Source organism: Methylobacterium sp. P1-11, assembly GCF_008329595.1.
Lineage (GTDB): Bacteria > Pseudomonadota > Alphaproteobacteria > Rhizobiales > Beijerinckiaceae > Methylobacterium.
On the sequence record NZ_NPKS01000006.1, the window covers coordinates 74,062 to 98,794 of the forward strand.

Below are 24,733 nucleotides of genomic sequence, written 5' to 3' on the forward strand. Positions count from 1 at the left end.
TGATCGCACAGCGCCCCACGGCTGAAAAGCCAAGCTGCGATCTTACGGTTGCAAATCGGTTCCTCTGAGGCGCGTGGATGATGGTCGCCCACCGCCTCTGCCTAGCTTACGCGGCGAACAAGGTCCGGACTGGTGGTAAGCGAGGTGCAGAATGTGTGTCGCAAAAATGCGAGCCGACATCGACAATCAAGTGTGGCGCGGAGTCCCCCCATGCCCCCGCGCGAACGCCCATGGTATCTCGCGCGGCATCGCGTTTAGGCGCACGGCAGAAGCACGCGCGGGCTCCCGAAGAATGCGGCGTCAGCTTGACTAAGCAACGCCCTCCCTTAACAGCCTTCCCACTTGGCGCCTGTTTGTGATTGGGCGGGTATCTGGGTGCGGTTTGGTCATGCGCATTGAGAGCATCAAGTCGCACCTCAAGGGGCAAACAATATTGGGTCGGAAGAGCACCTTCTCTGCGGCTTTTGCCTCGGCCCTCGCGCCCTTTGATGCATATTCTCGCGAGGCTGTTGCTCAGGGTATCCGAGACTTAGGACAAGACCCAGAAGGGGCTCTGTCATGTGTTTACTGTGCCAAAGAGGCTGCTACGTGGGATCACGTGTTCGGCCGGGTGGTAAACGGCGAATTCTCGGGGCACGGACATAGGGTGCGCAATCTCGTTCCTTGCTGTCGAAGCTGCAACGAGAGAAAGGGCAAGCGTTCATGGCGTTCATGGCTCGATATCGTCGCTCCGGCAGACGCCGTAGAGCGGGCGTCTAAGATCGAGCGTTTCCTCTCCCATTCTGCGGCTGGTCCGATGACGGCAGAGGCAATGGATGCTGCTGCTCCCGTGGAGTACCAGAGGTACCGTGAGATCCGTTCTCAGGTGTTCGCCCTCATGGCCGAAGCGGATGCGCTCGCTGTAACAATCCGTGGCAAACTGGTCGTCGCTGCATCAGATCCAGCGACACAGGACTAAAAGACCTAAGAGCTGTCCGCATGGGTATGCCGTAGCGGACAGCTGTGATGATGTCCGAAATCCTGTCCGTAAGGGTTGACGTGGCCATACGGACATCAGCTTATGCGGACACCAGCCATTCGGACAGGTGCTGCTGTGTCCCAGACCATCCTCTACGCTCGCGTCTCAACAGCAGAACAGACCTTGGCGCACCAGCGCAAGCAGGCCGAGGCGGCGGGCTTCGTCATCGACGATGTGGTGGCCGACGACGGTGTGTCTGGGCTTACCACCGGCCTTCGGGATCGCCCTCAGGGGCGTCGCCTGTTCGACATGCTCCGGCGTGGGGATGTGCTGGTGGTCCGATGGGTGGACCGCTTGGGTCGCAACTACGCGGACGTGTGCGACACCATTCGGGAGCTGATGCGCAGGGGCGTCATCGTCCGCACCGTCATTAACAGCCTCACCTTCGATGGGGCGACCACCGATCCCATGCAGCAGGCCGTTCGGGACGCCCTCATCGCCTTCATGGCCGCGACAGCCCAGGCACAGGCAGAGGCCACGAAGGAAGCCCAACGGGCTGGCATCGACCACGCCAAGGCCCGAGAGGAAGCCTACAGGGGTCGCAAGCCGAGCTTCACGCGGGTGCAGTTCGATGCCGTGCGGGATGCGCTAGGGCAGGGAACGGGGGTCAGCGAGATTGCGGCCTCTACGGGCTTGAGCCGACAGACGGTCTACCGCATCCGGGACAACGCGGCCGACGCTGAGGCGGCGCTCGCTCGATGGGCATAGGTGCGAGCGCCCCAACCGTGACAACCGACATTACCCAAGCCTAGCGCATGAGCGGGATGCGGGTATAGCGCGACGAAGCGGCTACGCCTCTGTTGCCGGACTGGCTTCGGCCTCCAGAGCTTGGATTGCGCGCACGAGGTGCTCAGCCCGGACGTGGACGTACCGCTGCGTGACAGCCAGGCAGCTGTGGCCAGCGAGCTGTTGGATGACGACCGCACTGAGGTCCCGCTCCGCCAGCCTTGAGCAGAACTCGTGGCGAAGGATGTGGGGCACGAACTGCTTGTCCTGCTCGACGCCTAGGACGCAGGCGAGCTTCTCCCACTGCCAGCGCAAGGCGTAGCGGCTCATCGGGATGACTAAGTCACCGGGAGCTGCCGCCAGACGTTCTTGCCGGGCCGCCAGGATGCCGATCGCGCGGCGCGTGAGAGGCACAGAGCGGGTCCTGCCGTTCTTGCTGCCTGTGCCCCAGACGGTGACCGTGCGGCCATCCGCGTCCCTGTATCTCAGGTTCAGCATCTCGCCTTGGCGCAGGCCCGTGTCCAGCGAGAGCGCAACGAAGTCGGCCATGTCCGGCTCGCTCATCATCATGAAATAGCTGAGGGCTTCGGCTTCCTCGGCTTTGCTGAACCGGCGGATGCGGTGATCGCTTTCGCGGTACTTGGCACATTTCGGCTTAACGGCGATGAGACCCATGTCCCGTGCCTCGGTAAGGCAGGTCGAGAGCGCGGCCACCTTTCGGTTCACCGTGGAGGGCTGATTGCCCCGATCGAGCAGCTTCCCACGGGCGCGGTCGATATCGGCCTTGTTGAGGTCAGTCACTGGTTTGTGGGCGCCGATCAGCGCGACAATCTCCATTGCGTTGGTTGTCTGTGATCGATGGGCGGCGGCGCCCTTCCAGCGGCTCGTTGAAACGTGCGCGACCAGCTCGGCCATGGTCCAAGGTAGTCCCTGAGGATGGGTTTTGGGGCGTTTACCCACCGCCTCGGGAAGAATGGGCTTGCTGCGCTGAAGTCGGAGCTTGGTGACTCGCTCCCAAGCATCTGCAGCTTCTTCAGTTGCGAAGCTGCGACGAGCGCGCCCACTTGGTAGGAGGCGGTGATAGACCACCCCTTGCCAACATGACCCTCGGATGACTGGCATCGTATTCACCCTCGAGAAGCTGTTCACCCACGAGGAGTATTACAGCAGTATTTGAGAATTATACCATAAGGAATCTATTTGAACACAGGTTCTGGCATTTGTGCTTGTAGTGTTCGCGCTTACCGGACTGGGACTCCAGGCCGGTGGCTATCCGGCCTCATTCCTTACCTCGGTCTCGCTATCCTCCGGGCAGGCTATCGAAATCCCGCCGCGTTCCAGATCCTCAGCCCGCACCTGCCTGTAAGCCTGCTCCAGCACGCCGCACGGATAGAGCCCAACCTTGTTACGGTAGGCGCCTCTGACGGATGGTCGGACCTTCTTGGGCTCGCGGCCGAGCAACTCTTCGTGGATCGCCCGCGCCCGTTTGCCGACGCGGATCGTGAAGCTGCGATCCCAACTTTCACCGCCGAGCCGCATGAACTGCTGCGTGGTCAACAGCATGACCCGGCATGGTTTGCACGCGGTGCAATTGGGGCTGACTGACGGCACGGCCTCGCTCCGATTGAGGCGGACGACTATACGCACCCAATCGCGCGTTGGAAGCCGGTTACCTCGTTGTATAACAAAACATTTTTCTGAAACGGGCCAATTAGTGCCTCTACTAGGAACACGCCGCGCTCTCACGCACGGCATTCCGCGCCGGAGCAGCTCTCAGCCTCCTGGCGCTCGCTCAATTGGCCGCGAAGGCCACGCTGGAGAAACAACATGGACATGACCGAAATACAGCGCGACGCAGTCATCTATATGCACGAGAACCTGCCCGACCTGAATCGCTCACTCAGACACATTCGTGGAGTAGAAGAAGACATTATTTCAGTGGTTGTAGAGTACAATGTTCAAATCGGCTCAGCTGATTGGGTCCCGGTGGAAATGGCCTTGACAAAAATGGATAAGGTTCGTCGGCGCATCGAAAAAATGAGGCTTGAGCTGTCGAATTTGGCCGAAGAAGCTGAGGAAGCAATGGATGCCCTGGCGAATGAGTGGCATCGATACTACCTCACTCACATCGACCAGAGCGAGGACCACGTAAGCTAATATGACGTAAGTTCGCTCGATTAGGCTTCTGCCTGCACCGGGACGGGCGCAATTTCTTTGTTGCTGGCGATCTGCGCAACTGCGTCCTCCCCTCGGCACCCCAACTTCACAGGACTACGAACATGGCAGTACGCACCTGCCGTGCGCCCGGCTGCGGCGCGCGGACCTCCCGCTATGGGAAATTCTGCTCCACTCATCGATCCCGCTCACGGCGCCATGGGCATCCGGAACAGCGCGCGATTACCAAGGCGGACCTCGCCCCCTACCTGCGGCTCGTAGGCGCGCGCGTAGCAAAGAACGCGACAAGTCCGGTGTGGGCGCACTGCACCGACCGATGGCAAGCGGTGGTTGAGCATGCCAATCGCGTCCTGATCGCCTTCGAGCGAGGTCAGCCGGGCTATCGCCATGAGCGTATCGCCGCTCGCGAGGTGATCAAGCTCGCCGATCATGTCTCCTCCACCGAAGTGATCGAGACGACCTTCGCTCTCTTCCTGTTGGAAGATCATCAGCCCCGCCGCTTCCGCTCCGACGCATCTTTCCGGATGCAGCTCGCTCGGCGATTACGGGGACTGACCCACCTGAACGCCGGCACCTGGTACAACCACCGTACTGGCAAGGTGCAGCGAGCGTACCGGGAACTCACGCCTCGTGCGGCGCTGACATTTGCGAGCTGGGTCATTGACGCGCTCGGGGCGGTCGGTGCCGCGCTTGTTAGGATGGAGCGCGAGGAGCAGGAGGCTAAGCGGTGCCAAGCCAACAGCCTCGCCGAAGCACTGGAGGCGCTGAATTGATGCTCCGGATCGAACATCCGCTTGTGTGATTCCATCTGTTCAACCGGTGGCTGAGCGGTACCTCAACCACCCGCCAGCCGGCCTTGTGTCGGCAAGGACGATGCGTGGCCGGGCGATACGGCTACGTAGCTCATGCAGAGACCGCGAAGCCTCACGGGCGGTGCTGTCGAGCCGGTGACTGAGCCATAGGCTACCTACGTCTCGCGTAGGGCGTATTGGTCCTTTCTAGATACCAATACACGCATCGTCCGCGCCCCCAACAGCATCTTCCTAAACTCACGAAGACAACTCACGTGCGTCCAACAGCGTGCGGGGACCATTCGTGTTCACAGAAGCTCCTCGTCTGCCTCCGGCGGAGCGAAGTGCATTACCCAAGCCCACAACATGAGAGAAAAAGGACATGAAGTACACAGAGCAGGTATTCGACCGACGCACGGGAGAGCTAGTCGAAGTCAGCGCCGGGGACTGGATCACCATCACCGAACTTGGTGAGATGAAGGGCGTCACAGCACGTCGGATCAGGATCATCCTTCGGGAGATGGGCTTCCTCTACGTGGAGGGTGGCCGTACCCACAACCGCCATCGCCTGACGCCTGAGGTCGTGAAGCAGGGGTTCGGGAAGCACATCCCCGCCAAGCCGCCCAAGGTCCGCTACCCCTTCGATGTCATCAGCCCTGCTGGGCGGGAGTGGATCGAGGCCCGGTGGTCAGAGGCCGTGGCCGCTCTCGAATCCAAGCTGGCGAGTACGGTGATCGCTCAGGCCAGCGAGGCGCTGAACGCCTTCCGTGCTGAACGTCTCAATGACCTGAACGTCCAGGGCTGCGTCATCTGGCTGTGCGATCACTTCCCCGACCTCACGCACACTGAGATGGCGAGCGTCCTCGACGTGACGCAGCAGGTGGTCAGCCGCTACGTCAGCATCCGTTCGAGGCAAAAGGCGAGTGCGATGCTGAGGGTGTCACAGCCCCTTCCATACCTCGGTAAGGTGCGCATCTCGATGCTTGAGGATGAGGTGTTGGCCTCCGGCGGAGCGAGGTTCATTACCCAAGCTCACAACTCCTCGGAAAGTGAACTCTGCTACACCGATGGAGAGCGTCTGGCTGCATAGCCAAGGTGATGTCTGATCTCTCGGATCGGCAGGCCTACGTCCGCCTACTGACCTGGTTCAGTCGTGCTGCCCTACTGACTTCGATGCGCCACGACGTTGATACGGCCGTCCTAATCATCGAGACCGCTGTTGACGATGTCGTCAGAGCAACTCGTCACCTCGCAGCACATGAAGAGATGTGAAGCTGCTAGCGTACCGCTCCTTGACGTTCGCGACGCTGGTTCGCGTCTCAGCATCTCGGTAGCTGCCGTAGGCTCCGATGTTCAGGTAGACGACCAAGGTCGGCCTCAGCCCATACCGGTTTCCCACTTTCTTGCAGATGACGCGATCAAGCACGCTTGGAAGGGTATCGAGGCGTCTATCCCACTCTTCCTGCGGATCATGGAGTATATCTGGAGCGTCTGGCGCGTACTCATTCGCCCGCTTGCGCCCAGGCATTAGCGCCTCTGTAGCCTCCACCTCCAAAATCCCTGTAGCCGTCCGCACGCGACCATCGGGGTACTGCTCGATCTGAGAAGTAAGCTGCGCACGATCAGCACCGATGAGGTCGGCAAAGCGCCCGATGATCCAGGCGTCACGCCAGAACGACCAAGCGGGAGTGCGGAAGATGGTGTGGGGCCCGACTTGCTCGGAGGCTTGCTGCACGATGGCTTGAAACTCGGCCGTGGTAAGCCATTCTGAGAGGCGCTGCCTTACCTCGCTTGCATCTTTCTGAACATCAGTGATCATGTGAGCCGCACTTTTGAAGGCTAGTCCTGCTTGCACCCAGTCTGGATCTAGAACTCCGCGGCTTCTCGTTTTCTCCTCGCGGTGTCTTGGATTATGTCCAGCTCGTCGGCGATGTTGTCGAGCGTTTCACCCCACTCGTCGATGCGCGCTGGCGTGATGTCTAGAGCGTGCATCAACAGCCCCTTGTGAAGCCTGCGCACGACGAGGCATTTTCCATCGAACCACCATTCGCCGTGGATGAGGTGATGCCGCTCGGAAGCCACCTCGGAGAACTGCTTGATGCAGACGTTCATCAGCTCGAACTCCTCCTTACCGAGCTTATCCCGGAACAGCCGACGCATCTTCTTCGGCAACCCCTTGGTCCCTGCAACGTGCTCCCTGGCTTCTGCTTCCTCGGTGATCTCCAGCAGGACCAGCTCCACAACTGCCTCATGAGCACGTCCGTACGCCAGCATCATCCGGCCGAACGGCACGACGTAGCGTTCAAGCTCAACACTGCTGGCGCGAGGGAAGAGCAGCGTCATTTCTGAACCCAGGATGCGAAGGCCAATGTGTCGCGGCGCGCGTTAAAAGCTCAGCATGGCCAGCGAGCGCCACGCGCACAAGAAGGCCGCCTCTTGCAGGTCATGGTTTGACCTGAAGGGTCGCTCTTCGATCGAAGAGGGCTGGGTTGAGCTTGACCAGTTTAAGCGCCGAGACCGGCACGGGGAGCTTCGCGTATGCCTGTTCTGGTCTCCCAGAGCATGGCCGGCGAAGCCCGAGGCGTGTTGCTCTTGTCCTCCGTGTCGGCAGCACGTGATTTAGCCGTGCCGGAACGCACGGAGAGAGAACTCACAACCCGGCCGCATCCCTCGCCAACCGCTACAAAAGCCGCTACAAAGGGCCTCGCAAGCGTCCGAAAAATGTCAACGATTTCAATATCTAGTTCTGGTACATATGGTCTCCCGCCGTCCGCACCAACCCGCGATCGCGATCCGCCGTTCGGCGCGGTCGCACGCGGCACGCTATCCATTCGGATCCGGGATGTGCCACTGCTGAACGGCGCGACGGAGGAAACGGCGTGGTCTACGTGCTGATCATCATGCTCGCCGGCTCGGGCTCCGCGATCGGATCTGTCGAGTTCAACACCAAGCAGGCCTGCGAGGCCGCCGCGAAGCAGATCGCGGAAGCGGAACGGCCCTATGGCGGGGCCTCCCCGGTCACAGTGTGCGCGCCGAAGGGTTGAGAAGCCGGCCGGCCAGCTGCAGGTGATGGCTCGCATTTGAGCGATCGCCGAAACCGGGTCTTGTCGCCTCCCTGCCAGGATCTCGGGCGGGAGATTCCGGCATGATCGACGCCCTTCAGACCGCCACGACAGGCATGACCCGGGCCACGGATCGGCTCGGGAAAGCCGCCGAGACCATCGCGGCAAGCGGCGTCCCGGTCGGTGACACGGCCCTGCCGCCGGCCGCCCAGGTGGATCTCTCGGGGGCCGCCGCGGACCTGATCGGGTCGAAGTCGGCCTTCGCGTTGAACGCCGCGGTGGCGCGCGCCAGCGACCGCATGATGGGGCAGCTCCTCGACATCAGCGCTTGAGGGCGGGAAGGGCGAGGCCCGCCAGGATCGCGGCCGCCACGAAGAGCAGCGCCACACCGACGAGGCGATAGGCGACGACCCCCACCACGCCGCCGGTCAGGAAGGCGCCGACGGTCAGCAGGTACAGCCTCAGCCGCACGGGATCGTGGGGCTTCAGCGCATCGGGTCCGGACGTGCCGCGATCAAGCCGGCGCGCGAGTTCAATGCCGATATCGGTGATCATGCCGGTCACATGCGTGGTCCGCACCCGCGACTCGGAGATCTTGGTCACGGCCGCGTTCTGCAAGCCCAGAACGAAGCTCAGGCCGAGAACCAGGGCGTGGCTCCGCGCCGGCTCGTGAAGCGGCAGCACGAGCAGGCCAACTGCGACGAGGAGAATCGCCTCGATGCAGACCCCGTAGGCATAGGCGCCCGGATGGGCCCTGCGACGGCGTCGCCGGATCAGCAGCGTCGCGGTGGCGGCACCGAGGACGAAGAGGATGACGAGCAGGCCGGCCTGCGCGGCCAGGATGAGGTCGCCCGTGCCGGTCCGATCGGAAATCGCCGACACGTTCCCGGTCATGTTCGAGGCGTAGAGGCCGACCGCGTAGAACCCGGCGGTGTTCAATGCGCCGGCTACAGCCGCGAGGGACAGGGCGAGCGCCCGGTCGGCCTCCGGGGTGCGCGTCTCGCCTTCGTGGACCAGCATGGATTCGTCGGTTGGTTGCGGAGGCCGGATTCGACCCGGCGCCGCTGTCTTAAGCCAAGCTCCCGGGCGCCGTCACGGCACCCGGAGCGACCCGCACCTCACCAGCCGCGATAGCCGTAGCCGCCATCCCAATCCCCGTGCCAGTGGCGGGCAGGGCCGTAGCCGACGGGGACCCGTTCGTAGGTCACCGTCCGGCGGGTGGCGTAGACCGGCGCGTCCTCCTCGTAGGCGCGGTAGGCCGGGGCCGGCCGCACGACCACGCGGGTGCGGGCATAGCCGTAATCGTCGTAGCCATAGTCGGGCGCCGCATGGGCCTGGGTCGCGGCGCCGATCAGCGCTCCGGCCGCGAGGCCGCCGATGATGCCGGCCGCGATGGCGCCGCCACCGCGGGCCTCGGCAGTCGTGGAGGCCAGGGTGCCCGCGCCGATCAGCGCAGCGGCCGAGAGCAGAGCGATGCGTGTCATGACCTGTCTCCAGAGGAAGTGCGGAGCACCTGCGGTGCCCCGGATCACGAGAGCGACAATGCCGCGTCAGCGCTGCACCGAAGCTGAAGCCGGCCTGCAGCCACTGTTCAGCTTGTCGGCCCAGCCTCCGGATCGGGGTCGGTCCGGATGTAGCCGCGGGAGATCAGGCGGCTGCGCTCGCGCGTGCGCCGCTCGGCCTCCATCAGGTCGGACAGGGCATCGGCGATCGCGCAACGCAGGGCGATCCCGGCATCGCCGCCGGCGAAGCCGAGATACGCCGCGCTGATCGCCTCGACGGGGCAGGCGTGATCGTCGCGCCGGGCCAGGACCTGGGTCAGCATCGGGTTCTCCTTCGTTGCATCCGGGAACGAAAAGAGAACAAGCCATAAGGGTTAACGTTCCGTCAACGTCCGCCGGGTCGTCGGCCCAAACCCATGCCAACCCTGTGGAAAACCTGGATTTCGCTGCCCAATCGCTGTGGATAACCCGGCTCACTCCGGCATCCGCGGCAGGGGTTTGCCATCCGCGGGAATCGCGTAGCGCGCCGCATTCAATTCCATGGCGAGGAATGTGTAGTAGCCGGATATCGCCGCCAGATCGACGACGCCGGGCTTGCCGAACCGGGCCTCGGCGCGCGCGAAGGTTGCGTCGGAGACACGCTTCGTGTCCTGAAGCTCGGCGGTGAAATCGTAGACGAGGGTCTCGTCGTCACTCATCTTGGCCGGCCGGCGGCCGTCGCGGATCGCCGCGATGATCTCGGCGGAGATGCCAGCCTTCTCGGCGATCGGCGCGTGGACGTACCACTCGTAATCCTGCGTCCAGCGGCGGGCGGTCATCAGGATCACAAGCTCCGAGAGCGTGGTGCCGATCTTCGGCTTGAAGCGGAGATAGTCGCCCATCGATCGCGCGAGCGTCATCACCTCGGGCGAGTACATGAGCGGTTCGAACGGCCCGAAGGGTGGCTTGCCGCGCGCCTGCGCGAAGGCCTCGGCGGCCTGCTTCTGCTCGGGGGTGTAGTCCTGGGGCGGAATGGTCGGCAGCCGGTCCTGCGCCCGCGCCGCGGTGGTCGCCAGCGGCAGGGCCAGGGAGATGGCGGCAAGGGTCAGCGCGCGGCGGAGGGTCATCGTTTCGCTCCCGTTGGATCTGTGCAGTCGCGCCGCACGATTGCGGCAGCGCCACGCGGCCGCCAGGGCCCGGACCGGGAAGCCCGTGTCGAATCCCGCACGGCGTCATGGGAACGCCGGACGCGCCGCGGACCCGGGTCCGGACCGGTTGCGCTCGGCGCCGCGCCGCGCCATCAGCGGCCGCGATGGCCGGTCCCGCACCCGTGCTGCCGATCGAGGCGGCGCTCCCCGATCTGCGTCGCGCGCTCGCCGCGCGGAACGCCGCCGTTCTGGTGGCGCCCCCCGGCGCCGGCAAGACGACCCGCGTGCCCCTCGACCTCCTCGCGGCGCCCTGGCTCGATGGGCGTCGGATCATCTTGCTGGAGCCGCGCCGCCTCGCCGCGCGGGCCGCCGCTGCCCGGATGGCGCAGACGCTCGGCGAGCCGGTCGGCGGCACGGTCGGCCTGCGCGTCCGCCTCGGCTCGAAGATCACCGCGCGGACGCGGATCGAGGTGGTCACCGAGGGCGTGTTCACCCGGATGATCCTGGACGATCCGGAACTTTCCGGAATCGGCGCGGTGCTGTTCGACGAGTTCCACGAGCGCTCCCTGGACGCCGATCTCGGTCTCGCCCTGGCCCTCGACGCGCAGGGCGGCCTGCGGGAGGATTTGCGGATCCTCGTCATGTCGGCGACGCTCGACGGCGCGCGGGTCGCGCGCCTGATGGGCGACGCGCCCGTCGTGACCTCCGAGGGTCGCGCTTTCCCGGTGGAGACCCGGTACGTGGAGCGCGATCCGAACCGGCGGATCGAGGATTCGGTGGCCGAGGTCACTTTGCGCGCCCTGCGCGCGGATCCCGGCTCGATCCTGGTGTTCCTGCCCGGACAGGCGGAGATTCGCCGGACCGCTGACCTGCTGGCCGATAGGGTCGGATCCGACGTGCAGATCGCGCCCCTCTACGGGGCGCTGACGCCCGCCGAGCAGGACCGGGCCGTCGCCCCCGCGGCCGCCGACACCCGGAAGATCGTCCTCGCGACCAGCATCGCCGAAACCTCTCTGACCATTGAGGGCGTCCGGATCGTGGTCGATTCGGGGCTTGCTCGGGTCCCGGTCTACGAGCCGGGCCTCGGTCTGACCCGGCTGGTCACGGCCCGCGCCTCCCGCGCCTCCGTGGACCAGCGCCGGGGCCGCGCCGGCCGGACCGAGCCCGGGCTGTGCTGGCGGCTCTGGTCCGAGGCGGGCACCAACGCCCTCGAGCCGTTCACGCGGCCGGAGATCCTGTCAGCGGACCTCGCCGGGCTCCTCCTCGACTGCGCCGCCTGGGGCGTGACCGACCCGTCCGCGCTCGCCTTCCTCGACCCACCCCCGGCACCCGCCCTGGCGGAGGCCCGCGCCCTGCTGACCGAACTCGGCGCGCTCGATGCCGACGGCCGGCTGACGCCGGTCGGCGCGCGACTGCGGGCGCTGCCTCTGCCGCCGCGGCTCGCCCGGATGGTGACGGTCGCGGCCGGCACCGGTCAGGCGCGGGCCGCCGCCGACCTCGCAGCCGTGCTGGTGGAGCGCGGCCTCGGCGGCGACGGCCTCGACCTCGACGAGCGGGTCGAGCGCTTCCGCCGCGACCGAGGCGGGCGCGCCGCCGACATGCGCCGGCTCGCCGAAGGATGGGCCCGGATCGCCGGGGCGGGCGGTTCTGCGGGCCAGGATGCCGGTCCGGCCGCCGCCGGGCCCCTCCTGGCGCTCGCCTACCCCGACCGGGTGGCGCGGGCTCGCGGCCGCGAGGGCGAGTTCGTGATGGCGAGCGGTCGGGCCGGGCGCCTCGACCCGGCGAGCCCGCTCGCCCGCGAGACCCATCTGGTGATCGCCGATCTTGCCGGAGCGGCCGGGAACGCCCGGATCCTGGCCGCGGCGGCGATCGGGGCCGAGGCGGTCGAGCGGCTGTTCGCCGACCGGATCGAGTCCCGCACCGAGATCACCTTCGATCCGCAGGCCGCCGCCCTGCGGGCGCGGGCGGTCCGTCGGCTCGGCGCCGTCACCCTCGGGGCACGGCCGCTGCCGGTGCCGTGCGACCTGCACAGCGCTGAGATCCTGGCGCGCGGCATCGCGGAACTCGGGATTGACCGCCTGCCTTGGACGCCGGCCCTGGCGCAGTGGCGGGCCCGGGTGACCTTCCTCCACGCCGCCGAGGGCGCTACCTGGCCCGACCTGTCGGACGCGGCGCTGGCCCGGACGGCGGAGACGTGGCTGGCGCCGTCTCTCGCGGGTCGCGCCGCCCTGGCGTCGGTCACGCCGAGCGACCTCGCGGACGCCCTGCAGGTCTTGCTGCCCTGGGACCTGCGCGCCCGTCTCGACGCGGAGGCACCGACCCATGTCGAGGTGCCGACAGGCTCGCGCATTCCGGTGGATTACACGGCCGAGGAGCCCGCGCTGTCAGTCCGGGTCCAGGAGCTCTTCGGCCTCGACCGGCATCCCAGGGCTGGCGGGCGACCGCTGGTCCTGCACCTGCTGTCGCCGGCTCAGCGACCGATCCAGATCACCCGAGACCTGCCGGGCTTCTGGCGCGGATCCTGGGCGGCGGTGCGATCCGAGATGCGCGGGCGCTATCCGCGCCATCCCTGGCCTGAGAATCCGCTCAACGAGGCGCCGACTCGCCGGGTCAAGCCCCGGGGAACCTGACGGCCACCACGTCCTTCTCCCGCATCGGCACGAACGGACCGGACGCGATGACAACCGAAACGGAAGCCCTCGATCCCGTCGGCCACGGCTGGGCCCTGGTGGAGGACAAGGGCTTCATCGCCCATGTCGGGCCGCTGCATCTCAGGGGCGCGGACGGCGCTTACGCGTTCCGGGCGGAGCAGAAGCACGCCAACCTGATTGGCGTGGTCCATGGCGGCATGCTGATGAGCTTTGCCGACCGCGCGCTTGGCGAGACCGCGATGTGGGCGGCGGACGGCGCCAATTGCGTGACCATCCAGCTGGAGATGAAGTTCATCGATGTCGGCCGCCTCGGCAATTGGATCGAGATCCGGCCTCAGGTGGTCAAGCGCACCGGCTCCCTCGTGTTCATGCGCGGCGACGTCCGCGACGGCACCCGACTCCTCGCCTCGGCGGACGGAGTCTGGAAGATCCTCCGGCGCCGGCCGGATTGACCCGCGCAGGACATTGGTCCTAGCCTGTCGGCGCGCATCGCGGAGCACTTGCAGGATGCGCGATGGAGAAACGCATGCGGCCGTCGCAGACCGACGCATCCGGGATCGAGGCGGAGCGCGGGCTCCCCCCGCCTTCCCGACGCGCGATCCTCGCAGGATTAGGCGCCCTCGCCGCAACGGTCGGTGACGCGGCGGCGCAGCCCGAAGTGCCGAGCACGGTGACGCGCCCGCCGCGCGACTTCCGGCCGGGCGCGGCCCCGACCACCTACTTTACCGATCCGGACGTGATCGCGGTCGACCCGGCCTTCGAACCCTACATCGTGCCGAACAGCGCCATCCGGCGGCTCTGGAGCGGCGCCCTCTGGGCGGAGGGGCCGGCCTGGAGCGCCGTTGGCCGCTACCTCGTCTGGAGCGACATCCCGAACAACCGGCAGATGCGCTGGCTAGAGGAGGACGGGCACGTCTCCACCTTCCGAATGCCGAGCAACAATTCCAACGGCAACAGCTTCGATCGCCAGGGGCGGCAGCTCAGCTGCGAGCACGCCACCGGGCGCGTCGTGCGCTACGAGCTCGACGGTTCGGCGACGATCCTGGCCGATTCGTTCGACGGCAAGCCGCTGAACTCGCCCAACGATGTCGTCCAGCACCCGGACGGCGCTTACTGGTTTTCCGATCCGCCTTACGGCGCGCTGCTCTACGAGGGCCTGCCCGACGCGGCGGGTGGGCCGAGCAACCCGCAGGGCCATCTCGATCCGCGGCTCGGGCAGCCGGCCGGGACCGTCCTGCGGCGACGTGCGCTCCCGAACGCGGTCTACCGCATCGATCCGGCCGAGCGGATCGATCGTGTGCTCACCGACGATGAGGTGCCCGATCCGAACGGCCTGTGCTTCTCGCCCGATCACCGGACGCTCTACGTCTGCTCCACGGGGAAGGGGCCGGGGGATACCGGGCCCGGTGGCAAGGGTGAGATCTACGCCTTCGACGTCGGGACCGGGGCCGCGCTCTCGAACAAGCGTCTCTTCTCGGATTGCGTCGTGGACGGGGTGAAATGCGGGCTCGACGGTCTGCGGGCCGATGTCGACGGCAATCTCTGGGTGTCCAGCAATGCCGGCCGGGCCGTGGGCTACAACGGCGTGACCGTCTGGACGCCGAAGGGCAAGCTCATCGGGCGGATCCGTCTGCCGGAAGTGTGCGGGAATCTCACCTTCGGCGGCCCCAAGCGCAACCGCCTGTTCATGGCGGCGAGCCAGTCGCTCTACGCCCTGACGGTGAACACCCAGGGTGCCGGGCCGTCCTAAAGTCGCGGACGTCGGCCCTCACCCGGCCTGCGCGTCGGGCCGACAGTTGAGGCCCTGCAATCCGGGACGGAACCGGGGCCGATCCTTCGGTCCGCCATGGCTGACCGGCCATCGGCACGCTATCTGTGTCGGGCATGAGCGAGGATCCCGCCCCAGACCCGACCTTGAGCCGCCTCAGCGCGGCCCTCGGGGACGTGCCGACGCGCGGGCTGCCGCCGGTGGAGCGGTGGGACCCGCCTTATTGCGGCGCCATCGACATCCGCATCGCCGCGGACGGGACGTGGCATCACAACGGCTCGCCGATCCGCCGGGACAAGCTGGTCAAGCTGTTCGCCACCATCCTGCGGCGCGAGCCGGACGGCAAGACCGTCCTGGTCACGCCGGTGGAGAGCGTCGGCATCACCGTCGAGGACGCGGCCTTCGTGGCCGTCGAGATGGCCGTCGACGGCACGGGCGAGGGGCGACGCATCTCCTTCCGCACCAATGTGGACGATCTCGTGAGCGTCGATGCCGAGCACGCCCTCCGCTTCGAGGAGGGGCCGGACGGGGCACTGAAGCCCTACCTCCATGTCCGCCGCGGGCTCTGGGCGCTCGTCACCCGGGCGCTCACCTATGACCTCGTCGATCTCGCCGAGGAGCGCGTCGTCGACGGCGAGCCCTGGCTCGGCCTGTGGGCCGGCGGCACCTTCCATAGCATCGCGCCGGTCGCCACCGCGTGAGCGACCCGCTCGCCGACTTCCTCGCCCGTGCCGCGGCCGGCCTGTCGCCGGATCCGCCGGGGCCGGACGATCCGACCTCCAACCCGCGCGGCGACCACAGCCTCGACCCCGACGGCTCGGCCGTGATGCCGCCGCCGCCCCATCGCCGGGCCGCCGTCCTCGTGCCGGTCGTGCGACGCGCGGAGGGCCCCAGTTTGATCCTGACGATGCGGGCGGCCAATCTGCGCGACCATTCCGGGCAGGTGGCGCTGCCGGGCGGCAAGATCGATCCGTCCGATCCAGGTCCTGCGGAGGCAGCCCTGCGGGAGGCGTTCGAGGAGATCGCGCTCCGGCCCGACGCGGTGCGGCTGCTCGGCTATCTCGATCCGTATCTCTCGGGCACCGGCTTCCTGGTGACCCCGGTCATCGGACTAGTCGATGCCGACGCGGTGGTGACACCCAATCCCGCCGAGGTGGCGGACGTGTTCGAGGTGCCGCTTCCGATCCTGATGGATCGCGAGCGCTACCGCCTGCGTTCCCGGTCCTGGCAGGGGCGCGAGCGCTGGTTCTATGCCGTGACCTTCGGCGAACGGCTGATCTGGGGCGTTACCGCGGGGATCCTGAACAATCTCCGGGAACGGCTCTATCCCGAGGCCGAACCCGGCGACGTCGGCCGCCCGGCACGCTAGGCTGCCCCCATGCTGCGTCGCGTCCTCGAAGAGTTCGGCCTCTTCCTCATCCCCTTTGCCCTGTTCCTGGTCTACCTGCTGCTGACCGGTCGCAACCCGCTGCGCCGAATGCACTGGGACCCCCACGTGCTCCGCCTCGTCCTGGCCGGGCTGGCGGTGGTGATCGGCACGCTGGTCTACGAGGGCCTGTTCTCCGAGCGCCGCCCCGGGGGCTACGTGCCCACCCACATGGAGAACGGCCGCCTCGTGCCCGGTGGTTTCCGGTGAACCGTGCGCTCCACCGAGCCGGCCTCACGGCCCTGCTCGACCGCCCGGGCGTGCGCCGGGTGTTCGCGGCCCTGGACATTCCGGGCGCCGAGACCCGCCTGATCGGCGGTTGCGTGCGCGACGCGCTGCTCGGCGTCCAGACCGCCGATATCGACATGGCGACCACCTTGCTGCCCGGGGCGGTGATGAACGCCGCGCAGCGGACGGCCGGCCTCAAGGCGGTGCCGACCGGGATCGAGCACGGCACGATCACCCTGGTCACCGAGGACGGACCGATCGAGGTCACGACCCTGCGCGAGGATGTCGAGACCGATGGTCGGCATGCAATCGTCCGATTCGGCACGGACTTCCTCCGCGACGCCGAACGTCGGGATTTCACCGTCAACGCCCTCTCGCTCAGTTCCGACGGAACGCCGCACGATCCGGTAGGCGGGCTGCCCGACCTCGAAGCCGGGCGGGTTCGCTTCATCGGAGACCCGGCAACCCGAATTCGCGAGGACGCGCTGCGGATCCTGCGCTTCTTCCGCTTCCATGCCCGCTTCGGAGCCGGGGCGCCCGATTCGGCAGCCCTGGCGGCCTGCGTGGCCGCGCGGGACAGCCTCGACCGGCTCTCCCGCGAGCGGGTGCGGGCGGAGTTCCTGAAGCTGCTCACGGCTTCTGGCGGAGCTGTCATGGTGAGGACGCTGAGCGCCACCGGCCTGCTCCAGCGGATCACCGGCGGCGTCGCCGAGCTTGGACGTCTGGAGCGCGCCGCCGCCGCGGGGCTGTCCCCGGTGATGCGCCTCGCGGCCCTGTCGGTCGGCGCCCGCCATGACGCGGATCGGCTGCGGGATCGACTGCGTCTCTCGAACAGCGAGCACGGGCGGCTGCTCGGCTACGCGGAGGCGCTGGCCGATCTCCACGGACGCGCGATCCTGGATGAGGCTGCGATGCGGGCCCTCACGGCGGGACACGGCCTGGCGCAGCTGGCCGACATGCTCACGATCCTGGCCGGCGAGCCGCGCCCCACCGTGACGGAGGCGGCGACAGCTGCCCTTCGCACCCTCGAAGGTGAGGGAGCGTCGCCAATCTTCCCCCTGGCGGGAGCGGATCTGATCGCCGCCGGTGTCGCGCCGGGGCCCGGCATCGGGCGCGGGCTGGCTGCGGCGCGGAAGGTCTGGCTGGAGCGGGGCTGTCCGGCGGATTCGGACGCGCGGGCCGAGCTGCTGGTGCGGGCGCTGGAGTGCGCCCGCTGAACAACGCTCAGAGCTTGGCTCAGAGCTTGAGAAGCGCCTTGGTCTCCTGCAGCTGGACGATCTGGCCGTTCAGCTCCTCGCGCTTCTGCAGGTCCTCGGTGGCGTCGCGCTGCATCTCGATCGCCTCGATGTCCCGGTCCAGGGATTCGTGGGTCAGTTCCTCGATCGGCGCGGCGCGCTCGGCGAGCACGGTCACGGCGGTCGGGCCGATATCGGCGAAGCCGCCGCGGACATAGATCCGCTTGCCGCTGCCTTGGCTCTCGGTGACCACGATGACGCCGACCCGCAGCGAGGTCAGCACGGGCGCGTGGCCCGGCATGACGGTCATCTCGCCCTCGGTGCCGGGCAGCTGAACGGCGGTCACCTCGCCGGAATACAGCGTCCGCTCGGGGCCGACGAAATCGAAATGGAAGGTGGCCATCGGTCTCTAGCTTCCCGAACCCGCAACGCGCGCTCCTCCCCCGTGCGGGGAGGAGGTGGAGGTGGGGTTGGCGCAGGAGGCACCGCGGCGCCCGATCCTGAAACACCCCCACCCCCGACCCCTCCCCGCAAGGGGGAGGGGAGGGAGCAGCCTTACGCCGCCTTCAGCTTCTTGGCCTTCTCCTGGGCCTCCTCGATGGTGCCGACCATGTAGAAGGCGGCCTCGGGGAGATCGTCGTAGTCGCCGTTCACGAGGCCCTTGAAGCCCTTGATGGTGTCTTCCAGCGCCACCTGCTTGCCCGGCGAGCCGGTGAACACCTCCGCCACCGAGAAGGGCTGCGAGAAGAAGCGCTCGATCTTGCGGGCGCGGGCCACGGTCAGCTTGTCCTCTTCGGACAGCTCATCCATGCCCAGGATCGCGATGATGTCCTGGAGCGCCTTGTAGCGCTGCAGAGTCTGCTGAACGCGACGGGCGACGTCGTAATGCTCCTCGCCGAGGATCGTCGGCGACAGCATGCGCGAGGTCGAGTCCAGCGGGTCCACCGCCGGGTAGATGCCCTTCTCGGCGATCGAGCGCGACAGCACGGTCGTGGCGTCGAGGTGGGCGAACGAGGCGGCCGGCGCCGGGTCGGTCAGATCGTCGGCGGGCACGTAGATCGCCTGCACCGAGGTGATCGAGCCCTTGTTGGTGGTGGTGATGCGCTCCTGCAGGGCGCCCATGTCGGTAGCGAGCGTCGGCTGATAGCCCACCGCCGAGGGGATGCGGCCCAGAAGCGCCGACACCTCGGAGCCCGCCTGGGTGAAGCGGAAGATGTTGTCGACGAAGAACAGCACGTCCTGGCCGTCGTCGCGGAACTGCTCCGCAATGGTCAGGCCGGTCAGGGCGACGCGCGAGCGGGCGCCAGGCGACTCGTTCATCTGGCCGTAGACCAGGGCGCACTTGGAGCCCTCGGCGGAGCCATGCTCCTTCGGGTCCACGTTCACCTTGGACTCGATCATCTCATGGTAGAGATCGTTGCCCTCGCGGGTCCGCTCACCCACGCCGGCGAAGACCGAGTAGCCCGAGTGCACCTTCGCGATGTTGTTGATCAGCTCCATGATCAGCACGGTCTTGCCGACGCCGGCGCCGCCGAACAGGCCGATCTTGCCGCCCTTGGCGTAGGGGGCGAGCAGGTCCACCACCTTGATGCCGGTGACGAGGATCTGCGCCTCGGTCGATTGGTCGGCGTAGGAGGGGGCCGGCTGGTGGATGGCGCGGTAGGTGTCGGCCTGGACGGGGCCGGCCTCGTCGATCGGCTCGCCGATGACGTTCATGATGCGGCCGAGCGTGTTCATGCCCACCGGAACCTTGATTGGCTCGCCGGTGTCGAAGCACTCCTGGCCGCGGGTCAGGCCCTCGGAGGTGTCCATGGCGATGCAGCGGACGGTGTTCTCGCCGAGCTGCTGGGCAACCTCGAGGACGAGGCGGGCGCCGTTGTTCTTGGTCTCCAGCGCGTTCAGGATCTCGGGCAGGTGGCCCTCGAACTGCACGTCGACCACGGGGCCGATGACCTGGGTGATCTTGCCGGACTTGTTCGAGCCGGTGCCGGGGATTGCGGTGTTCGCCATCGTAAACCTACCCTTCAAGCTGTGCGGTCGGGTTGCGGTGCCTCAGAGGGCTTCCGCACCCGAGATGATCTCGATGAGTTCCTTGGTGATCATGGCCTGACGCGTGCGGTTGTAGATCAGCGTCTGCTTCTTGATCATCTCGCCCGCGTTGCGGGTAGCCGAATCCATGGCGCTCATGCGTGCGCCCTGCTCGGAGGCGGCGTTCTCCAGGAGCGCCCGGTAGATCTGCACCGTCAGGTTCTTCGGCAGCAGCGTCTCCAGGATCGCCTCCTCGGACGGCTCGAATTCCAGGGCGGCGTTGCCGGAAGCGGCCTTCGCGGTCGTGTCGGCCGCGGGCAGCTCGGCTGGGATCAGGCGCTGTGCGGTCGGGATCTGCGAGATGACCGAGCGGAACTCGGAGTAGAACAGCGTCGCGACGTCGAACTCGCCGTTCTCGAAGCGAGTCAGAATCTTGTCGGCGATGCCGGCCGCGAAGTCGTAATCGACCGGCCGGTTGCCGCGGATATCCATGCTCTCGACGATCTGGTCGCGGTACTGCCGCCGCAACGCGTCGAGACCTTTCTTGCCGACCGTCATGATCTTGACGGTCTTGCCCTCGGCGGCGAGCTTCTGGGCGTGCTCACGCACTGCGAGGCGCACGATCGACGAGTTGAATGCGCCGGCGAGGCCACGGTCGCCGGTGCACACCACGAGAAGATGCGTCTGCTCGGAGCCGGTCCCGGACAGGAGCCGCGGGGCGCCGACGCCGCCGACGAGGTTGCCCGCGAGGTTGCCGAGCACCGCCGACATTTTCTCGGCGTAGGGACGGCCGGCTTCGGCAGCCATCTGCGCCCGGCGCAGCTTGGCGGCGGCGACCATCTGCATGGCCTTGGTGATCTTCTGCGTCGCCTTCACCGAGGTGATGCGGTTGCGCAGGTCCTTCAAACTCGCCATCGGGTGAGGTCCAGGTCCATTTGAAAGGGCCTCTCCTCCCCCTTGCGGGGAGGAGCCGGAGGTGGGGGTGGTTCAGGATGGAGCGGCACGGTGCCTCCTGCACCACCCCCACCCCTAACCCCTCCCCACAAGGGGGAGGGGAGGTGCCTTAGCCGATCGACTTGGCGACGCTCTCGACGATGCTCTTCAGCTTGCCGGCGTTCTCATCCGACAGGTCCTTGGAGGCGGCGATCGAGTCGAGCAGGTCCTTGTGCTTGGTGCGCAGGGTGCTGAGCAGCGCGTCCTCGAAGGGACGGACCTTGCTGACCGGCATCTTGTCCAGGTAGCCGTTCACGCCGGCGTAGATCACCGCGACCTGCTCTTCCATCTTCAGCGGCGAGAATTGCGGCTGCTTCAGGAGCTCGGTGAGCCGCGAGCCGCGGTTCAGGAGCGCCTGGGTGGAGGCGTCGAGATCCGAGCCGAACTGCGCGAAGGCGGCCATCTCGCGGTACTGCGCGAGCTCGCCCTTGATCTTGCCGGCGACCTTCTTCATCGCCTTGGTCTGGGCCGAGGAGCCCACCCGCGACACCGAGAGGCCGACGTTCACCGCCGGGCGGATGCCCTGGTAGAACAGGTCAGTCTCGAGGAAGATCTGGCCGTCGGTGATCGAGATCACGTTGGTCGGGATGTAGGCCGAGACGTCGTTGGCCTGGGTCTCGATGACCGGCAGCGCGGTCAGCGAGCCGTTGCCGGCGGCGTCGCCCATCTTGGCGGCGCGCTCGAGCAGGCGGCTGTGGAGGTAGAACACGTCGCCCGGATAGGCCTCGCGGCCCGGCGGGCGGCGCAGCAGCAGCGACATCTGACGGTAGGCCACGGCCTGCTTGGAGAGATCGTCATACACGATCACGGCGTGCATGCCGTTGTCGCGGAAGTACTCGCCCATGGCGCAGCCGGCGAACGGCGCGATGAACTGCATCGGCGCCGCGTCGGACGCCGTGGCGGCGATCACGATGGAGTATTCCAGGGCGCCCTGGTCCTCCAGCACCTTCACGAACTGGGCCACCGTCGAGCGCTTCTGGCCGATGGCGACGTAGATGCAGAAGAGCTTGGCCTTCTCGTCACCGCCGGCGGCGTGGCCGGGCTTCTGGTTCAGGATCGTGTCGAGGGCGATGGCGGTCTTGCCGGTCTGGCGGTCGCCGATGATCAGCTCGCGCTGGCCGCGGCCCACCGGGATCAGGGCGTCGATCGCCTTGAGGCCCGTGGCCATCGGCTCGTGCACCGACTTGCGCGGGATGATGCCCGGAGCCTTCACGTCAACGCGGCGGCGCTCGGTGGAGACGATCGGGCCCTTGCCGTCGATCGGGTTGCCGAGGGCGTCGACGACGCGGCCGAGCAGGCCCTTGCCGACCGGCACGTCCACGATGGCGCCGGTCCGCTTGACGGTCTGGCCTTCCTTGATCTCGCGGTCGGAGCCGAAGATCACGATGCCGACGTTGTCCTGCTCGAGGTTGAGGGCCATGCCCCGCACACCCGACTCGAACTCGACCATCTCGCCGGCCTGGACATTGTCGAGGCCGTAGGCGCGGGCGATGCCGTCGCCGACGGACAGGACCTGTCCGACCTCGGAGACCTCGGCCTCTTCGCCGAAGTTCTTGATCTGCTCTTTCAGGATCGCGGAGATCTCGGCGGCGCGGATGTCCATACTCGGGCCTCTGTCGCTGATGCGTTTATGCGTGTTCGGGTCGGATGGGGGCGCTTAACGCGCGGCCCGCATCGCGAGGCGGATACCGTTGAGCTTGGTCTTGAGGGAGGCGTCGACCATGCGCGAGCCCATCTTCACGACGAGGCCGCCGATCAGGCTCGGGTCGATCACGAGGTCGACGGCAACCTCGGCCTTGGCGATGTCGCGCAGCGACGCCTTGATTTCCTCGACCACGGCGTCGGACGGCTTCTCGGCCACGCGCACCTGGGCGCGGACGATGCCCTTCGAATCCTGGACCAAGCTCCGGAATGCCTCGATCATGTCGGGCAGGGCGAAGAGCCGGCGGTTCGAAGCAGCGAGACGGATGAAGTTGCCGGCGAGACCGCCGATGCCGGCCTTGTCGAGCACGGCGCCGATGGCGCCGGCCTGCTCCTCGGCACTGAACACAGGGCTGCGGACGAGGCGGCGGAGATCCGCGCTCTCTTTCAGCAGCGTGTCGAATTGATTGAGGGACTCGGCGACCGCGTCGACCTGGCGCTCGTCGCGCGCGAGATCGAACAGGGCGGAAGCGTACCGGCCCGCCACGCCTGCGACCAGGGGACCAGCCTCGGAACCGTTCTGCGCCACCCGTCGCTCTCTTCTCTGGTTGCCCGCCCGCTCCGCGCGCTCCGGCAGGAGCGCGGTGCGTGACCGTTCGGGACGTGGGATCGCGCCGGCGACGGACAGGGTCGAGAACTGTCCTCGCGGCGCGGCGACCGCCTAGCATGCCAGCATGGCCGCACGCAACACGGTAGGCGCCGCGCGCAGCGCGTCACGACGGCGGAAGTGTGACGCAGGAGGCGCTCCAGGCGCGCCCCAGCATTAGGGGCTCAGCACGCAAGCCGGTCGCAGCGCCGGACGCTCGCGATCATCTTCGCCATGGCGCGGGCGCCGGGATGTCCGAGGATACCGCTGTTGCCGAGGACGTAGGACGGAGTTGCGTAGAGGCCGAGATCGGCCGCCATGCGCATCTGGCTCTTGAGCGCCGCGCGCACCTCCTCGCTGTCGGCGATCTCCTCGACCTCCGCCTGGGGGATCCCCAGCGTGGCGGCGACGGCGAGCGCCCCGGGCCCATCGATGCGGCCGGGCTTGCCGAGCAGCGTCTGATAGAAGTGCCACGCGGCCTCCGAGCCGAGCTTGCGCTGCACCGCCAGCATCACCTTGGCGGCCTGGGCCGACTGCGGTGACAGGATCGGGTTGTGGACAAGCCCGATGCGCAGTTCCGGGTCGCTGTCGTGCAGGGCGACCACGTCGGCGGCGGCCTTCCGGCAATAGGGGCAGTTGAAGTCGAAGAACTCGTAGAGCGTGGTGCCCGCTTCCCGCGGGCCGACATAGGTGACGCCGCGCAGGGCCGGGATCTGCCCGGTGATCTCGCCCGGCAGGATCGAGTTCGCCACCGCCTTGCCGTCGTCGCCGGTCACGGGAACGCGCTGGCCATAGGATTGCGCCCGGACGGGCATCACGCCGGCACCGAGGGTGGCGACTGCGGCGAGGAGGAGGCGTCGCGAAACAGGCATGGAAGCAGACATGGGACTCGTCCGGGGCATCGCTGTCCCGCCCCGGCCGCGCCGAAGCGGGGCCGGACCAGAACCAGGGGGTCGAGTCGGTTTGATGGCGAATGGGCGTGAACGCGGCCCTACCGCAGCCCCTTCGGCCGCTCGCCGGCTGCCCAGGACAGCGCCTGCTCCAGCCGATCGTTGCCCCAGAACAGCTCGCCGTCATCCGCCAGGAAGGTCGGCGCCCCGTAGATCCCGCGGGAGCGCGCCTCCTCGACACTGACCCGCAGCTTGGTCTTGTTGGCTTCGGCGGCAGCGGCTCGCACGGTCTGCGTCCCGTCGAGGCCGAGCGAATCGAGGATCTCCGCCACCGCCGCCGGCTCCGCGATGGAGCGCCCCTCGGCGAAGCTGGCGGTGAACACCGCCTTCGAGAACGGGACCAGCCAGTCCTGGTCCTGGCCGAGGATGGCGACCCGCACGGCGCTGAGGCTGTTCTGTGGAAATTGGGCGGGGCGGGTCACTGGCGGCAGGCCGAGGCGCGCGGCCTCGCGCTCGACGTCCCGCCACATGTTCTTGCCCTTGGCCGCGTAGAGGTTGAACGGCGAGGTGGTCCAGCCCTGCGCGGCAAAGAGCGGCCCGACCAGGAACGGGCGCCACCGGATCGCCACGCCCGCCTCGGCGGCAGCGGCCTCGACGCGCATGGCCGCGAGGTAGGAGTAGGTGGAGGCGAATTCGTACCAGAACTCCAGAATTGGCTGGCGCGCCATAGACTTCGCTTCTCCGATGCACTCTCGCGGCGATGACGACTGGCAACGCCGGCGCCGTTTCTGACACAGCCGCAAGGCCGCCGTGAGGCGAAACGCGG

Annotated in this window: 28 protein-coding genes; 13 read left to right on the forward strand and 15 right to left on the reverse strand. The window is 67.3% G+C overall.

Translation table 11 applies throughout. The features are described from left to right. Nucleotides 1-1,093: 1,093 nt before the first annotated feature. A complete protein-coding gene (locus CIW48_RS08120) occupies nucleotides 1,094-1,726 on the forward strand; it encodes a recombinase family protein (protein ID WP_173009213.1) in 633 nt (210 codons plus the stop codon). Between the two features lie 81 nt (nucleotides 1,727-1,807). Here the strand turns inward: CIW48_RS08120 and CIW48_RS08125 are convergent, their stop codons facing one another. Continuing rightward, nucleotides 1,808-2,659, reverse strand: coding sequence for a site-specific integrase (locus CIW48_RS08125; protein WP_173009214.1), 852 nt, complete (start codon nucleotides 2,657-2,659; stop codon nucleotides 1,808-1,810). Nucleotides 2,660-3,013: 354 nt separating this feature from the next. Then, entirely contained in the window at nucleotides 3,014-3,307 is a 294-nt protein-coding gene (locus tag CIW48_RS08130) for a hypothetical protein (RefSeq protein WP_149310362.1), read from the reverse strand. 264 nt (nucleotides 3,308-3,571) lie between these two features. Here CIW48_RS08130 and CIW48_RS08135 point away from each other — a divergent pair, with 264 nt between their 5' ends. From CIW48_RS08135 to CIW48_RS08145, 3 genes are all read left to right on the forward strand, one after another. Beyond that, entirely contained in the window at nucleotides 3,572-3,901 is a 330-nt protein-coding gene (locus CIW48_RS08135; RefSeq protein WP_149310363.1) for a hypothetical protein, read from the forward strand. 122 nt (nucleotides 3,902-4,023) lie between these two features. Next, complete coding sequence (locus CIW48_RS08140; protein WP_149310364.1) at nucleotides 4,024-4,692, forward strand: hypothetical protein; 669 nt, start codon at nucleotides 4,024-4,026, stop codon at nucleotides 4,690-4,692. 400 nt (nucleotides 4,693-5,092) lie between these two features. Next, entirely contained in the window at nucleotides 5,093-5,800 is a 708-nt protein-coding gene (locus CIW48_RS08145) for a hypothetical protein (RefSeq protein WP_197739347.1), read from the forward strand. 141 nt (nucleotides 5,801-5,941) lie between these two features. Here the strand turns inward: CIW48_RS08145 and CIW48_RS08150 are convergent, their stop codons facing one another. Continuing rightward, nucleotides 5,942-6,529 carry a hypothetical protein gene (locus CIW48_RS08150; RefSeq protein ID WP_149310365.1) on the reverse strand — a complete coding sequence of 196 codons (588 nt, stop codon included), beginning with the start codon at nucleotides 6,527-6,529 and terminating at the stop codon, nucleotides 5,942-5,944. Nucleotides 6,530-6,576: 47 nt separating this feature from the next. Then, entirely contained in the window at nucleotides 6,577-7,053 is a 477-nt protein-coding gene (locus CIW48_RS08155; protein ID WP_149310366.1) for a hypothetical protein, read from the reverse strand. 536 nt (nucleotides 7,054-7,589) lie between these two features. On the opposite strand from CIW48_RS08155, the gene CIW48_RS33175 reads away from it, so the two are divergent. Both CIW48_RS33175 and CIW48_RS08160 read left to right on the forward strand, forming a co-directional pair. After that, nucleotides 7,590-7,754, forward strand: a complete 165-nt coding sequence (locus CIW48_RS33175; protein ID WP_173009215.1) for a hypothetical protein — start codon at nucleotides 7,590-7,592, stop codon at nucleotides 7,752-7,754. 101 nt (nucleotides 7,755-7,855) lie between these two features. Then, on the forward strand, nucleotides 7,856-8,104 hold the full coding sequence (locus CIW48_RS08160) for a flagellar protein (protein ID WP_149310367.1): 249 nt from the start codon (nucleotides 7,856-7,858) through the stop codon (nucleotides 8,102-8,104). Here CIW48_RS08160 and CIW48_RS08165 read toward each other — a convergent pair. The 4 genes from CIW48_RS08165 to CIW48_RS08180 form a co-directional block, all read right to left on the reverse strand. Next, complete coding sequence (locus CIW48_RS08165) at nucleotides 8,094-8,792, reverse strand: YoaK family protein (RefSeq protein WP_149310368.1); 699 nt, start codon at nucleotides 8,790-8,792, stop codon at nucleotides 8,094-8,096. The two genes, CIW48_RS08160 and CIW48_RS08165, sit on opposite strands and share 11 nt — an antisense overlap. A 98-nt stretch (nucleotides 8,793-8,890) precedes the next feature. After that, nucleotides 8,891-9,256, reverse strand: coding sequence for a hypothetical protein (locus CIW48_RS08170; RefSeq protein WP_149310369.1), 366 nt, complete (start codon nucleotides 9,254-9,256; stop codon nucleotides 8,891-8,893). A gap of 107 nt (nucleotides 9,257-9,363) precedes the next feature. Next, nucleotides 9,364-9,597 (reverse strand): hypothetical protein, encoded by a 234-nt coding sequence (locus CIW48_RS08175; RefSeq protein WP_149310370.1) that lies wholly within the window; start codon nucleotides 9,595-9,597, stop codon nucleotides 9,364-9,366. 150 nt (nucleotides 9,598-9,747) lie between these two features. Continuing rightward, a complete protein-coding gene (locus CIW48_RS08180; protein ID WP_149310371.1) occupies nucleotides 9,748-10,380 on the reverse strand; it encodes a carboxymuconolactone decarboxylase family protein in 633 nt (210 codons plus the stop codon). A gap of 185 nt (nucleotides 10,381-10,565) precedes the next feature. Here CIW48_RS08180 and hrpB point away from each other — a divergent pair, with 185 nt between their 5' ends. The 7 genes from hrpB (at nucleotide 10,566) to CIW48_RS08215 (ending at nucleotide 17,691) form a co-directional block, all read left to right on the forward strand. Beyond that, a complete protein-coding gene (gene hrpB / locus CIW48_RS08185) occupies nucleotides 10,566-13,031 on the forward strand; it encodes an ATP-dependent helicase HrpB (protein WP_149310372.1) in 2,466 nt (821 codons plus the stop codon). A gap of 47 nt (nucleotides 13,032-13,078) precedes the next feature. Beyond that, the gene (locus CIW48_RS08190) at nucleotides 13,079-13,504 is read left to right on the forward strand and encodes a PaaI family thioesterase (protein WP_149310373.1); all 426 of its coding nucleotides are present in this window, start codon (nucleotides 13,079-13,081) and stop codon (nucleotides 13,502-13,504) included. Nucleotides 13,505-13,578: 74 nt separating this feature from the next. After that, nucleotides 13,579-14,802, forward strand: coding sequence for an SMP-30/gluconolactonase/LRE family protein (locus tag CIW48_RS08195; RefSeq protein WP_149310374.1), 1,224 nt, complete (start codon nucleotides 13,579-13,581; stop codon nucleotides 14,800-14,802). 134 nt (nucleotides 14,803-14,936) lie between these two features. Beyond that, nucleotides 14,937-15,521 carry a DUF1285 domain-containing protein gene (locus tag CIW48_RS08200; RefSeq protein WP_149310375.1) on the forward strand — a complete coding sequence of 195 codons (585 nt, stop codon included), beginning with the start codon at nucleotides 14,937-14,939 and terminating at the stop codon, nucleotides 15,519-15,521. Next, a complete protein-coding gene (locus CIW48_RS08205) occupies nucleotides 15,518-16,189 on the forward strand; it encodes a CoA pyrophosphatase (RefSeq protein WP_149310376.1) in 672 nt (223 codons plus the stop codon). The genes CIW48_RS08200 and CIW48_RS08205 overlap by 4 nt, the downstream gene beginning before the upstream one ends. A 9-nt stretch (nucleotides 16,190-16,198) precedes the next feature. After that, on the forward strand, nucleotides 16,199-16,456 hold the full coding sequence (locus tag CIW48_RS08210) for a DUF6111 family protein (RefSeq protein ID WP_149310377.1): 258 nt from the start codon (nucleotides 16,199-16,201) through the stop codon (nucleotides 16,454-16,456). Further along, nucleotides 16,453-17,691, forward strand: coding sequence for a CCA tRNA nucleotidyltransferase (locus CIW48_RS08215; RefSeq protein WP_149310378.1), 1,239 nt, complete (start codon nucleotides 16,453-16,455; stop codon nucleotides 17,689-17,691). Before CIW48_RS08210 ends, CIW48_RS08215 begins: the two co-directional genes overlap by 4 nt. Nucleotides 17,692-17,710: 19 nt before the next feature. Here CIW48_RS08215 and CIW48_RS08220 read toward each other — a convergent pair whose 3' ends face one another. The 7 genes from CIW48_RS08220 to CIW48_RS08255 form a co-directional block, all read right to left on the reverse strand. Further along, nucleotides 17,711-18,112, reverse strand: a complete 402-nt coding sequence (locus CIW48_RS08220) for a F0F1 ATP synthase subunit epsilon (RefSeq protein ID WP_149310379.1) — start codon at nucleotides 18,110-18,112, stop codon at nucleotides 17,711-17,713. Nucleotides 18,113-18,264: 152 nt separating this feature from the next. Continuing rightward, nucleotides 18,265-19,719 carry a F0F1 ATP synthase subunit beta gene (gene atpD / locus CIW48_RS08225; protein ID WP_149310380.1) on the reverse strand — a complete coding sequence of 485 codons (1,455 nt, stop codon included), beginning with the start codon at nucleotides 19,717-19,719 and terminating at the stop codon, nucleotides 18,265-18,267. A 42-nt stretch (nucleotides 19,720-19,761) separates the two neighbouring features. Next, a complete protein-coding gene (locus CIW48_RS08230; RefSeq protein ID WP_149310381.1) occupies nucleotides 19,762-20,652 on the reverse strand; it encodes a F0F1 ATP synthase subunit gamma in 891 nt (296 codons plus the stop codon). Between the two features lie 148 nt (nucleotides 20,653-20,800). Continuing rightward, the gene (gene atpA / locus CIW48_RS08240; RefSeq protein WP_149310382.1) at nucleotides 20,801-22,333 is read right to left on the reverse strand and encodes a F0F1 ATP synthase subunit alpha; all 1,533 of its coding nucleotides are present in this window, start codon (nucleotides 22,331-22,333) and stop codon (nucleotides 20,801-20,803) included. A gap of 54 nt (nucleotides 22,334-22,387) precedes the next feature. After that, nucleotides 22,388-22,960, reverse strand: coding sequence for a F0F1 ATP synthase subunit delta (locus CIW48_RS08245; RefSeq protein ID WP_149310383.1), 573 nt, complete (start codon nucleotides 22,958-22,960; stop codon nucleotides 22,388-22,390). Between the two features lie 242 nt (nucleotides 22,961-23,202). Further along, nucleotides 23,203-23,889: a DsbA family protein gene (locus CIW48_RS08250; protein ID WP_173009223.1), complete on the reverse strand. Its 687-nt coding sequence runs from the start codon at nucleotides 23,887-23,889 to the stop codon at nucleotides 23,203-23,205. 119 nt (nucleotides 23,890-24,008) lie between these two features. Continuing rightward, complete coding sequence (locus tag CIW48_RS08255; RefSeq protein ID WP_091779469.1) at nucleotides 24,009-24,635, reverse strand: 2-hydroxychromene-2-carboxylate isomerase; 627 nt, start codon at nucleotides 24,633-24,635, stop codon at nucleotides 24,009-24,011. Between the last annotated feature and the right edge of the window lie 98 nt (nucleotides 24,636-24,733).